This is a genomic window from Paenibacillus wenxiniae, from assembly GCF_039822605.1.
Lineage (GTDB): Bacteria > Bacillota > Bacilli > Paenibacillales > Paenibacillaceae > Saccharibacillus > Saccharibacillus wenxiniae.
In genome coordinates this window covers 119,604-132,971 of record NZ_JBCGUH010000010.1, presented here as the reverse complement: position 1 = coordinate 132,971, position 13,368 = coordinate 119,604, and the positions used below count along the sequence as shown (strand labels likewise).

Sequence of the window (13,368 nt, the reverse complement as noted above, 5' to 3'; positions counted from 1 at the left end):
ATTCGATTATAGCTTATTTGCATAAAATACGGTTATACAATGATGAGATAAAATGGCTGAATGACATATGGAATGGAGGTTTGTGTATGGGTGAAAAGGATCATGATTCGTCCTCTTCTTCATTTAAAGAAGCGGCACAGCGGTTGGATCATCGTGGCTGGAATGAACAGCAGTATTTGGAGCAGTATGATGTTAGTGAATTTGAACGGCCGTCGGTCACAGCCGATATGCTGATTTTTACTATTTTGGATGAACAGCAGGATAATTATCGCAAGCTGCCTGAAAAGTCGCTTCATCTGATGATGGTACAGCGCGGAGAGCATCCGTATCTGGGCTGGTGGGCGTTGCCAGGTGGATTCGTAGCTATGAATGAAAGTTTAGATGAAGCAGCGGCACGTGAGTTGCACAGTGAAACTGGGCTGGATGGCATTTATATGGAGCAGTTGTATACATGGGGAGCTGTAGATCGTGACCCGCGGACACGAGTGATCAGCACGGCCTATATGGCACTTGCAGATTCAACCCGTCAGCAGATTCAAGCTGGCGATGATGCACAGGATGCACGCTGGTTCAAGTTGGGCTATCGGGTACTACAGGAGAAAAAGGTTCATATTGAAGGTGGATGCAGGTTAGAACGGGATATGCAGGTGGAGCTAGTTCATCAGGATATTCGGCTCAGCGGAACGGTTAGAGTGACACGTACGTATCGCGGCACACTAAACGGGGAGCAATGGCAGGTGTTGAGCAGCGATGGCATTGCCTTTGATCATGTGCAGATGATTGCGTATGGGCTGGAACGTTTGCGTAGCAAAATCGAGTATACCGATATTGCTTTTAATTTGATGCCACCGCTATTTACCCTGTCGGCGTTACAGCAAGTGTATGAGATTGTACTTGGAAAAGAGCTACTGGCACCAGCGTTCCGCCGCAAAATGGCACCGCGAGTGATCGCGACCAATGAGTACACCAAAGATGCAGGGCACCGACCTTCGCAGCTTTATCGTTATCGTCCAGAATGGGAAGTATAAAAGCAGTTCAAGCTAAATCCATCCTATATCATATCATCTCGGGATCATAGCAGTTAATAGCTGCTATAACTAGTACGACACAGTATGAATAACCATAGCGTGATCATAGCGATAACCAATAATAAAAAACGTAACATTCGCATAGAAAAGTAGCCGATTTTAGATAGGCAAGTTAGATCAATAAATATAACCAGGACGTTCACAATAGCCAAGCAAATTTTTCGTTCAAGCCTTATTTGAACAAGCTCATTTTTAAATGAGATAAAGATCTTTCATGAACGAAATGCTGATCAATGAGCAAGCAACTTGAAGTCACACTGATGCCAGAGCTGGGCGCCTTTTATGAACTAAATGTTAATCAATGACTGCTCTAAATACAATTGAAATGCGAGTAATGAGGGAATCGGTATAGAAGTGAAGCATGGTGTAAGCCTTATAAATGAAGCAAGACAAGAAAGTGAATGAAAGAAATATGCTAAGCAAACAGAATAAGCAAATAAGTCTGAGTCTAACTACAATGAAGCAGCTTCAACAGATACGTTATAAATAGCGAAAAAAATAAGATGGATCATAACAAAAATGAATAAAATAGCATAAACCGATAGCTTAACGATAAGCAAAGTCGCTATCATCATTTAGTAGAAGTAGAAGTAGAAGTAGAAGTAGAAGTAGAAGTAGAAGTAGAAGTAGAAGTAGAAGTAGAAGTAGAAGTAGCTCTATTGTATACTTTTCTGCTCAGTCGATCCCCTACAGCGTTGGGCTGAGCAGAACTATATCTGTCTCTATCAAATAAGCTTAAGTCGCGGTAACCATTCCATACATCCTCTTTCATTATATACACATACAGCAATCCATAATTAAAGTTTAATTTTTAACATTACTGTTGGAAATAAACAGCGGAAATAAGCAACAAGAAAGGAACATCACAATCATGAACAATTCATTAAATAACCAGCGAACTTCGAACCGACCGGCACAGCAAGGACAGCGTGAAGTTCGTTCGCGCTGGGCGCAGGAAACACTGGATATTTTGGAGCGTGGACATTATCGTACATTATCAGGCGTAGACGTCGATATTGCACAGCAGGTGGAACATACGGTGCGCGATGCTGTACTATACCGTCCGCACGAATGTAAAGCGATACAGCAACTAACAGAAGAACAGATTCAACAATATATACGTGCGCATATAAACGCTATCCATGCAAATAAACAGAGTGCAGTTATCGAATGTACAGCAGAAACGACGCTGCAAGCGGCAGAGCGGCTCGTGATGAAGGAGCAACAGCATCATGTGATGGCATTAAATTTTGCCTCGGCGCGTAATCCAGGTGGCGGCTTCCTCGGGGGAAGTCAGGCACAGGAGGAAAGTCTGGCGCGTTCCTCTGCCTTGTATCCGTCGATCGTCCAGATGGAAGAGATGTACCAGCATAATCGCCGTGAAAAAAGCTGTATGTATTCCGATTATATGATCTACTCGCCTGCTGTGACGGTGTTCCGCAATGATAACGGTTCATTGCGCGATCAGCCGTATGCTGTATCAATGCTAACTGCACCTGCTGTCAATGCTGGAGTAGTACGCGAACGCGAGCCTGAACGTGCACACGAGATCGAATCGGTCATGAAGCAGCGTATTCGTTATGTACTATCGGTTGCGGCAGCGCATGAACAAAAGACGCTTGTGCTTGGTGCATTTGGATGCGGCGTATTCCGCAATGAACCGGAGCAGGTAGCGACCTGGTTTAACGATATTTTGCAGCAGGAGCAGTATGCACTATTATTCGATAAAATCGTGTTTGCCGTCCTGGATCGCTCCAAGCAAGGGGATGTTATTCGTCCTTTTCGTCAGCTAGCTACCGTATAGGATGAAGCGGTAAAGCCATAGTAGCTGTAACATAGTATATCGTACATTTAGATGTATCCCAAAAGTAGCGTCCTTCTAAGATGAAGAAGGACGCTACTTTTTTATTGGCCATGATTGTGCGAGCCGTGTTGTCCTATTCATTGCATATTAAAATATGGAATTCATGTCAAACTACTAGCAGCAGCATACATACAGAGTAAATTGTAAAAAACGGAACTTGAATCACTTTATATTTTAATTATAATATACGTAATATATGTGATAAATATCATAACTTGAATCGATCTAAAAACTAACCTTAAATTATAAAATGGTTGAAAAAAGGAGGTCGTGTCAATAATGTATACATTGTCATCTTCCGAATTGCAGATGATGCCGATCCAGTTTGGCTTTCAACTGGAAACTAAGTTTTATATGGAAGGTAAAATGACACAAAAACCTGATCAGCCAGTGCTTTATTATGAATTTTACAGCAGTGCACAGACCAATCATATTCATGTTGTGCCGGACGGATGTGTGGATGTGTTATTTTCATGCGATAGCTCGGGGCAAATAGCCGAAGTTTGTGGTAGTGTGCTCATGCCGCGCACGCTTACATTTCAGACCAATATGCGTTATTTTGGTGTACGATTTTTGCCGGGTCATGGGATTGGGGCGATTCCGCTAAAAGATTGGATTGAACAACGAATCAAGCTACAGGACATCTTGCCCTCATCGAGCGAGTCGATTGCGCAGATCAGTAGTGCTGTTCATTTTGAAGAGCGAGTGCATGTATTTGAACAACTGCTGTTGCCGCAGATGCTGGGCGAGCCGTTACCTCAGCTCGTACATTATTGTCTGGAACAAATTACTAATCGTCGCGGCTGTATTGCGATTCATGATCTGTCACAGTATACCGGTTATTCGGCTCGGTATGTAAGGAAGAAATTTGAGGAGACGGTTGGGTTTTCGCCAAAGTTATTCGCGCAAATTGTTCGCTTTCAACATGCACTGCATATGATTATGAAAGAGGAGCTTGATTTGCTTGATATTGTGCATGAACAGGGCTATTACGATCATTCCCATTTTGTAAACAATTTTAAGAAATTCAGTCACCTCTCTCCGCAGCAGTTACGTACCGAATTAAGCCGATTACGACATATAAGAGGGGCGGATCATGTGTTGTCCACTTCGTATAACGGACGGGCATCGTTTTGAACAAATCATACTCGGGCATGAGGGATCGGATTGATGAACAAACGATGATTGAATAGAGAACATATTATGCGCGATTAGCCGATGGCAGTACAGCCAATCCATACTCGATATATGGAGTATAGATGACTGACGGGTATAGTTGAATATACGATCGTAATAGACAACACTCGGATATGAGCAGGTCCTATAATGAATGAACAGCATAAATAAAAGTGAACACAGTTAAATGAGAGCCTGGACACTCGCTAGCCAAAAGCGAGTATCCAGGCTCTGTTCGTTTCTGTTCATATACCAGAACTCGTACATAGGTAGACGGTAGGCGTAGATTACCAATTATGCCGATCGCCAACATACACGCTCGGTCGAATCGTCCTGTAACAATCAAAAATAACGGTTTAGAAAGCACGGTTTAGTGAAGCGATAAGTTGAACTAAGCTGATAAGTACAATCAATCGACAGTTCAGGTAAGGCGTTCTACTTCCTCCATCGATTGTCCAGCGCTTGTGTAAGTTGAAGGACGATACCATTTAAGCCACATGCCTACGACGACACCGACTACAGCTACCAGGGCAAGTGTGAATTCCATGAGCAGCGGTACAGAGGACTGACTCGTGCCTACGAGTGCAGGAAAGTTCATGATCGTAATGATGGTCGCACCCAGTAAGCCAAGTGCGGATAACGAGGGGGCGATGCGACTATGCCACCATCTGCGATCGGCACCGGTGCGAAGGAAGAACATAATGATCGAGAAACCAACAATTGTATACAGACATAGCAAGCCAAGACATGCCATCGCGGACAGATAGGCGAATGTTTGCAGGAACGGGTCCCAGCCTGCGGCGATCGTTAAGCCGATGAAGATGACCGATAACACACTCAGCCATAGACCGGCAACATACGGAGAACGATACGTAGCATGCAATTTCGCTAAAGCGGACGGTAGCACACCGGAGCGCCCCATCGAAAATAAATAACGAGCAATCACATTATGGTAGGCGATTAGTCCGGCAAAAGCACTTGTCACAAACAGGGAGCGCAGCACCCATACCGACCATACGCCCAGATGACTGGCAGCCAGATCGGTGAATAAACTCGTCGGGTCCAACCCTTGTGTTAGAATCGCATTGACTTTGTTCATGACGCCCTGCGCACCCCAGCCTACAATAACACTATAGCTAATGAACGCATACAGCACACCAAGAATCGCGACAGCCGTATAAGTGGCGACAGGAATGGTACGATTCGGATTTTTTGCTTCTTCTCCATAAATGACGGTCGCTTCAAAGCCGATAAAAGCGCCCATACAATACATAATCGCGATGCCTGGTGAACCGCTGAAGATCGTCTCTGGCATAAAAGGGGCTGCTGTAAAGCCTTCCGGTGTTCCGGTCAGTAGCGCCGCACCTGCAATAATTAATAAAATAATCACCTCCATAATCATACATACGCCAAGCAGCTTTGCGCCGACATCCACGCGGCGATAACCAAGAATGCCTACAATCGCACAACATAGGATGGAATACAACCACCACGGCAAATGAATGCCAAAGTCAGCAAATAAGGAATTAAACGCATTTCCGACCAGTCCATACAATGCCAGTAATAAAGCAGAATACGAAGCAATCGCTAGCAGGCTTGCGCTAATACCGGGAATTTTGCCTAATCCGTTGGCGACATATGCATAAAAAGCGCCCGTATTACGAACAAAACGACTCATCGAGGTATAGCCTACTGCAAATAGCACCCATAAAATTAAAGCAAGCACATAAATTCCCGGTGAGCCAAGCCCATTACCAAGCCCCATAGAAAAGGTGAGTGTGCCCATTAATGCCATTAGCGGTGCCGCTGCTGAAATGACAAAAAATACAAGCCCAGGTACACCAAGCGCATCTGGCATAAGTGAAGATGGTTGCTGCTTCACTGGCGTTATATTCGGTTGTGCGTTGTCCATTTCGATTCCCCCTTGATTTATACAGACATGCGTAGGCGAGCTAGCAGTAGATTGTATATAAATTGCCTGTCTTATCGTTATTATGTACAGTTTGATTCCAATTGCATTGTAAAAAGCGGATTATATGTTAACTAATATAACTCGTATAGGCTAAAAATTTAAATAATACGAATGATCCTATTTTTACAATACATATTATTCGTCATTTCGCTATGATTACAACATGAAAAGTTAACAAATATCACTTGATCCGAAAGGGGACATGGACGATGTCTATTCATATTGAAGCGATTACGCACCCACTGGAGCCGCTTACTGCTGGAGAACTGGAACAGACGATTGCCATTTTGAAGCGTGAAATGGAGCTGGACGAATATTACCGATTTACCAGCATTAATTTGTATGAGCCTGCGAAGGAGATTGTGCTTCAATATAAGTCCGGTGATCCGCTGGAGCGTGAAGCGTTTTGTGTCCTGCTTAACAACGGGGATGGTCAAACGTATGAAGCGATTGTCTCGATCAGTACAGGCAAAGTGATCTCCTGGGTGCATGTACCGGGTGTACAGCCGTCGATCATGGTCGATGAAATGATGCTCTGTCAGGAGCTGGTCAAGCGCGACCCGGATATGATCCAAGCATTGGAGCGCCGCGGACTGACCGATATGGAACGCATTATGGTCGATCCGTGGTCGGCAGGACATTTTGGACATGCGGAGGAGGAAGGGCGGCGTATTGTACGCGCACTCAGCTACTATCGAACATCTGAATTTGATAATCTGTATGCGCGTCCGATCTCTGGACTGTACGCGCTGGTTGATCTGAATCAAATGAAAGTATTAAAGATTGTCGATCGTGAGATTGTACCTCTACCACCGCTGGACGGTAATTATACAGCTGATGCGGTCGGTCCATTACGTAACGATGTACGTCCGCTCGATATCGTTCAGCCGCAAGGCCCCAGCTTTACAGTTAAAGGCCATGAAATTAGCTGGCAAAAGTGGAAGGTACGCTTTGGCTTTCATTCACGTGAAGGTCTGGTGTTGCACACGGTAAGTTACCGGGATCAGGAGCGTGAACGTCCGATACTGTACCGCGCTTCATTATCGGAAATGGTCGTGCCTTATGGGGATCCCACCGAGCCGGTGAATCGCAACAATGCCTTTGATGCAGGCGAATATGGAATTGGGATGCTCGCCAATCCGCTGGAGCTGGGCTGTGATTGTCTGGGGGAGATTCGGTATTTTGATGCTCATTTTGCCGATAGTCTGGGCAATATCGTGCAAATTAATAATGCGATTTGCTTGCATGAAGAGGATTTTGGTATTGGGTGGAAGCATACGGATTGGCGTACAGGACATGTGGAAGTACGACGGTCACGCCGGTTGGTGCTATCCAGCATTTCGACAGTCGGCAATTATGAATATGGCTTCTTCTGGTACTTTTATCAGGATGGCTCGATTCAATTTGAAGTGAAGCTCACTGGCATTTTGCATACAGAGGCGATTCAACCGGATACGCGTTATCCGTATGGTAATCTGATTGCACCACAGCTATTTGCGGCGCATCATCAGCATTTTTTCAATATTCGTATGGATATGATGATTGATGGTATTAACAATTCGGTTTGCGAGGTCAATACGGTATCAATGGATAAAGGACCGGACAATCCGTATGGCAATGGCTTTTATCCGGTAACGACAACGTTTAAAAAGGAATCGGAAGCGATTCGTGATCTGGATCTGCGCACCGCACGGTACTGGAAATTTATTAATCCTCATTCAACAAATGCGCTTGGTGATCCGGTTGGCTATAAGCTATTTGCCGGGGAAAATGCCTATCCGTATGCGCATGATGATTCTCCATTGATGAAGCGGGCTGGCTTTTTGAAGCATCATCTATATGTAACCCCGTTTGACCGGGAGGAACGTTATGCTTCTGGACGTTATCCGAATCAGCATCCGGGTGGAGATGGTCTGGAGCACTGGGCCAAAGCCGATCGTAATATCGAAAATACCGATGTAGTTGTCTGGTATAACATGGGTCATCATCATATTACACGCCCGGAAGATTGGCCGGTGATGCCAACAGCATATATTAGTTTTACGCTCAAACCGGTCGGTTTCTTCGACCGTAGCCCGGCACTTGATGTGCCACCTTCTGCACCGAAAGCACACGGTCACTGTCAGCATCATCAGTAAGGGGGAATCAAGATGGATAAAATAAGCACTGGCTCTGTAGCGCATACGACTTTTGTCCATGAGCGTCTTCGGTCGATATTGCCGGTATTCTCGTCCTTATTGCCTGCTATAGTAATCGTATTGCTACATGTCGTTCATATGCTAGTATTACCTGCGTTAGCTTCGTCCATGATCATAATGAGTCATGACGATACAGCAATGAGTGGGACAGGCGGCATAAATGGGATGACTATGAATACGATGAGTGGAATGGATCATCATTCTATGCACTCGATGAACGGTGACTCCATAACGAGCGACATACCGTGGATGGAAATTGTAATGGGAGCGATCTGGATCATTTCGATTGTAAGTATATTGCAGGCAGGTTATCAATGGTGGAAGTTGCTGCGCAGTAAGTCGATTACGAAGATACATTATGTTTGTGCTGGCTTTTCAACAATTTCATTATGTGTGGCAATCTACAGTATGGTGATGATGGTAGGGTAGAATGGATCGTATGGAGTAGAAATTAAGCAACAGTGGAAGCACGCAGGCGAATCTATTCAGTCAGTAACGAATGACCCAGCTAGAGAGAGCGACGGCTGAACTATCGAAAAATCCCAATACCGAAATCCCGAAATCATTAACTATCGAGCTACTGATCTACCAAACGCTCAAACTACCACCGAGCCACCGGCATACTGGAATGCTGGAACGCTGAGCTAACCAAATGCCTATACACCTTAAATATCCAGCCCTACAACCAATCAATCTCATAAAGCTCCATATCTCATCACGGCAGGTGCCTAAGATGGGATATGGAGCTTTCTTGATAGATGTACTTTTGCAGCTCCAATAACTATTCTTTAATAAAATAATAATTTCAATACATGAAAAATTCATAATAGAAAAATAAACTCCTGCAACCTGGCTATGATCATCCGATACACACCATTTCACTTCTCCCTTGCACATACGCGCAACTAACGTTTTAACAGACGTATCATTCCTAAAAATATTTTTAAAAATAGGAAAAATAAAACATAATTATATGATAAGATACATACGTACCAATAACTAACTGATTCACCTAAACAGAAACATGCACGATCGCTTCACTATCATTTAAAAACAAAGGGGCTAACACACATGAAGCACATGAAAAAGTTGTTCGCAGGCATCGTTACCGCAGCACTTGTAACCGGAACGGGCATTGCCGTATCCTCTACTGCTCAAGCGCAACCATCCAAGCCGGTACAGGGATTCACCAACGTAAAAGGCGTATACTACAAAAACTGTACCGCTGTACGTAAAGCGGGCAAAGCTCCATTGTATAAAGGCGAACCAGGCTATCGTTTGAAGCTGGATCGTGATAAAGATGGAGTTGCCTGCGAGTAAGTGCAGATTAACGTTTAGGACGAAATAAATGTATGTGTGATAGGTGCAGACTTATACATGCTCCACCATATCCGAGTATGTTATACCTAGGTGCTCGTAACAACAGATACTTATACTAGACAATTCATATTATGATAAAAGCTCCAGTAGAGAGGATGATTTCCTTTCTGCTGGAGCTTTTTGATTGGAGTATGAATTGGAATATAAATAAAGCGGATATGAATAATCGTCATCGTGTAGGAGATCATGAGCGATATGATGAAATCGTAGTAGTAATACGTCTGTTCATTCATGTATTTAATCATGAGTCCTGTACATTTAATCCCTCCAGCCTATCAACCGTATGGTGTACTGTATGCACCATATACAACGTGACGCTTGAACTCGCTGTAACACTTCAATTTGAAGTCTTATAATATGAAAGAAATTCAGGCTATGCTGCAAGCGTAATTGAGGTGCGGCGCCGTATCCAAACATTTAGCGCGGCAATTGCAGTGCAAATGTACTGCCTGCTGGTGAGCTGCGTCGTAACAGCAGATCGCCACCCTGCGCGCGGGCAAGCAGCTGGCTGTAGGTCAGACCAAGTCCCAGACCACGCACATTGCGCTTTTTCTTTTCCCCACGATAAAAACGTTCGAAAATATGCGATTGATCTTCCGCTGTCACACCGGAGCCGTTATCTGTCACTTCTACATGCAGCATATCGTCTTCCGCATACATCGTAATCGAGAAGTGAATCGGCTTGGATTGATCGGATGCTTGTAACCCGTTATTTAGCAAGTTTACGATAATTTGCTGAATACGTAGCGAGTCGCCCATCGTATACATCGGCTCCTGCGGCAAATTCAGCTCGATATTTAACTCATGCATCTCATGTGTAAGTTTCCACTGATAAGCGACCTCGCGAATTAACAATTGCAGATCAAGTCGATCACGTCTCACCTCAACACTACCAGCGGTTAGCGCATTATAATCAAGCAGATCCGATACCATACGTTCCAAACGTCCGGATTCTTTGAGTGCAATCTCGACAAACTCGCGTGCTTCCTCCCCGGACACCACCTCATCCCGCACCGCCATCATCAATCCTTTGATCGATGTGACTGGCGTTTTCAGTTCATGTGTCACACCGGCGAGCGACAATGCACGCCATTCTTCCAGATGTTTGAGACGCTGTGCCATCTCTTCAAATGACGAGACCAATTCCTGAATTTCTTTTTCCGGTGTATTAATATTGAGCTTCACATCGTAATTGCCTGCACAAATTTGCTGGGCGGCTTCGGCGACACCGCTCAGCGGACGCGATAGTTTGCGTGACAGCAAGTAGAGCGTGAGCCAGCCGGACAGAATAAGCACGGCGAGCAGGACGAAGATAAACATCAGCTCATTCGGACTGTATGTGAGTGACTTTTTCGATTGTAAAATGCTCACCTGTCCAATCTGCTTATTGTTACTATTATCGATCGGGGTATTGATCGCCATAAAATTAGTATCCCGTGCGGTGGACAGATCGTTGCTGAGCTTGTTATACATCTGCTTCTCGGTAATGGCAGGGCGTGAAAACATCAGCTTGCCCGTATGGTCGGTAATGATCAGACAGGTGCCTTCATCGATATTAAAAAAACGCAATCGATTTTGAATAATCGCATCCAGATTAGGCGGAACATCGATCTGTCCGGCGGATGTTGTCACCCGATCCGCCACTTCCTGTCCAAGCAGTCCAGCCGTGCGAATACGACTATCCATCGTCGTATCACGTGCCCAGTAGATAGCTGCCACGGCAATGACGACAAAGCCAAGACACAAAATAATAAAATAACGTACTGTCCAGTATGATAGCAACGATACGGTACGCGTCGACTTCACTCGTTGATCCAAAATTGATACCCCATTCCTCGTAAAGTACGAATTTCGCCTGCTTCAGCAGACCAGTGTGATAACGATTGGCGCAGTCGTTTGACCGACAGATCGACCGCACGATCACTACCTTCATAATCCATTCCCCATACTTGATCAATCAGATGATCCCTTGTAAAAGTACGGTTCGGATACTCAGATAAAAACAGTAATAATGACAGATCGCGTGGACTCAGTCCAACCTCAGCCCCGTTTAAATACACACATTTGGCTGCATCATCAATCACGAGATTGCCAAAATGTCGTTTACTGCTGCGATCCTGTAAGAAGGGACGACGACGTAAGACCGCATGAACACGAGCAACAACTTCTTCGGGCATAAATGGCTTGGTCATATAATCATCGGCTCCACTATCCAGACCATGCAGCCGATCGGTCATGCCATCGCGTGCGGTTAGCATAATGACCGGGCAGGAATGGTGCTGACGGATAAGCTGCAATACTTCCCAGCCATCTAGTCCAGGTAGCATCACATCGAGTAGGACGAGTGCAGGCTCGCGTTCGCGAAATAACTCCAATGCTGTCCATCCATCTGCGGCATGAACGACTTCAAACCCTGCTTTTTTTAAATAGGCGGATAATACACGAGCGATACTCGGCTCATCCTCTACGATTAAAATCAATTTCATAATAACAGTGACTCCTTGTGAGCATAATGAACAATACATGTGGCTCTCTATTTATAAGCAAATTCAACTATAAGCAAAATACCATCTATAGCTGTAACGTTATTTATAATGATACTAGCGATAATCATAAGCAAGTTATAAAAATAAAGCGTTAAGTACATCTATTGTACATGTGTAACAAATAGAGTTGCAACTAATAACATACCACTGTCTAATAAAATAAATAACTCCATACCAGAGTCAACTAGTAAAAAAGTACGAAGGACAACGGGTAGCGTATTACGTTATATATTTTCGCTAAATAGAATAGATGGACACATTGTCGACATATTAAGCTTCTATACTACCCTTATAAAAGATTGAAAGTAACACACAAAAAGAGAGCGAAAAGGAGCGAACATCATGAATAAAAAAACGAGAAATGGGCTGATTGCAGCCGCAGTGGTGATTGTGATTGTAGGGGTTGGTGGGTATACGTTTATGAAGAGCTATCTGGGTAACAAGGTAGCGATTGAAAGTGTCGTGCCGACACAGGCAGCAGCTGCGGAAAGTACAGGCACGGAAACATCAGCACAAAGTGTAACTGGAAATGAGCTAAACGGCAACTGGGCAATTAACGACCCGTCCAAAGTATATTTCTCTGTGACGACATCGCAAGAGACAGTTAACTTTGTTGATAACAAAGTCAGTGGCAAGTGGAATGTAAACGTGGATGATCCGTCCCAAATGACAAGTGAAGGACAGATCGATATGAGTGCGATCGATTCCGGCACAGCTCAGCGCGACGAGCATGTGAAAAGCGCCGACTTTTTCGATGTAAGTCAGTTCCCCAATGCGACTTTCAAAGCAACGTCATTTGAAAATGTTCCCAAAGAATGGGTATCCGGTGCAACGAACGAATTCAAAATGACCGGTACATTGACTGTAAAAGGTAAAGCAAAAGACGTAACGTTTGATATGAAAGGCGTATATCAGGACGGTAAATTGCTGCTCTCCGGTACGACCAAAGTGACATTTGCCGACTTTGGCATGAAAAACCCGCATTCCGTCGTCCTGAGCACACAAAATGATATTAATGTACAGCTGGAGCTGGTGCTGGATAAACAGTCGTAACCTATAAGATCCAAGCTTAAGATCCAAGCTCCTATACAAATACAATGTTAAACCTTACTCCATCTTACATGCAGTATGAAAAGTAATAATG

At 44.4% G+C, this 13,368-nt stretch carries 9 protein-coding genes and 1 pseudogene; 7 read left to right on the top strand and 3 right to left on the bottom strand.

Annotated features, from left to right (window positions below):
- The first annotated feature begins 86 nt into the window (after positions 1–86).
- The 3 genes from AAHF22_RS17390 (at position 87) to AAHF22_RS17380 (ending at position 4,089) form a co-directional block, all read left to right on the top strand.
- Entirely contained in the window at positions 87–1,028 is a 942-nt protein-coding gene (locus AAHF22_RS17390; protein ID WP_347326295.1) for an NUDIX hydrolase, read from the top strand.
- 931 nt (positions 1,029–1,959) lie between these two features.
- On the top strand, positions 1,960–2,892 hold the full coding sequence (locus tag AAHF22_RS17385) for a TIGR02452 family protein (protein ID WP_347326294.1): 933 nt from the start codon (positions 1,960–1,962) through the stop codon (positions 2,890–2,892).
- 339 nt (positions 2,893–3,231) lie between these two features.
- Complete coding sequence (locus AAHF22_RS17380) at positions 3,232–4,089, top strand: AraC family transcriptional regulator (RefSeq protein WP_347326293.1); 858 nt, start codon at positions 3,232–3,234, stop codon at positions 4,087–4,089.
- Between the two features lie 460 nt (positions 4,090–4,549).
- Here the strand turns inward: AAHF22_RS17380 and AAHF22_RS17375 are convergent, their stop codons facing one another.
- Positions 4,550–6,040: an APC family permease gene (locus AAHF22_RS17375; RefSeq protein ID WP_347326292.1), complete on the bottom strand. Its 1,491-nt coding sequence runs from the start codon at positions 6,038–6,040 to the stop codon at positions 4,550–4,552.
- Positions 6,041–6,309: 269 nt separating this feature from the next.
- Between AAHF22_RS17375 and AAHF22_RS17370 the strand changes: the two genes are divergently transcribed.
- From AAHF22_RS17370 to AAHF22_RS17360, 3 genes and pseudogenes are all read left to right on the top strand, one after another.
- Entirely contained in the window at positions 6,310–8,238 is a 1,929-nt protein-coding gene (locus AAHF22_RS17370) for a primary-amine oxidase (protein WP_347326291.1), read from the top strand.
- Positions 8,239–8,250: 12 nt separating this feature from the next.
- Positions 8,251–8,727, top strand: coding sequence for a hypothetical protein (locus AAHF22_RS17365; protein ID WP_347326290.1), 477 nt, complete (start codon positions 8,251–8,253; stop codon positions 8,725–8,727).
- A 771-nt stretch (positions 8,728–9,498) separates the two neighbouring features.
- Positions 9,499–9,618, top strand: a pseudogene (locus AAHF22_RS17360) (excalibur calcium-binding domain-containing protein); the annotation flags it as partial.
- A 477-nt stretch (positions 9,619–10,095) separates the two neighbouring features.
- On the opposite strand, the gene AAHF22_RS17355 reads toward AAHF22_RS17360, so the two are convergent.
- Both AAHF22_RS17355 and AAHF22_RS17350 read right to left on the bottom strand, forming a co-directional pair.
- Positions 10,096–11,496 carry an ATP-binding protein gene (locus tag AAHF22_RS17355; protein ID WP_347326289.1) on the bottom strand — a complete coding sequence of 467 codons (1,401 nt, stop codon included), beginning with the start codon at positions 11,494–11,496 and terminating at the stop codon, positions 10,096–10,098.
- Positions 11,481–12,164: a response regulator transcription factor gene (locus AAHF22_RS17350; protein WP_347326288.1), complete on the bottom strand. Its 684-nt coding sequence runs from the start codon at positions 12,162–12,164 to the stop codon at positions 11,481–11,483. Before AAHF22_RS17350 ends, AAHF22_RS17355 begins: the two co-directional genes overlap by 16 nt.
- Before the next feature lie 402 nt (positions 12,165–12,566).
- Here AAHF22_RS17350 and AAHF22_RS17345 point away from each other — a divergent pair, with 402 nt between their 5' ends.
- Positions 12,567–13,277 carry a YceI family protein gene (locus tag AAHF22_RS17345; RefSeq protein WP_347326287.1) on the top strand — a complete coding sequence of 237 codons (711 nt, stop codon included), beginning with the start codon at positions 12,567–12,569 and terminating at the stop codon, positions 13,275–13,277.
- Positions 13,278–13,368: the final 91 nt, after the last annotated feature.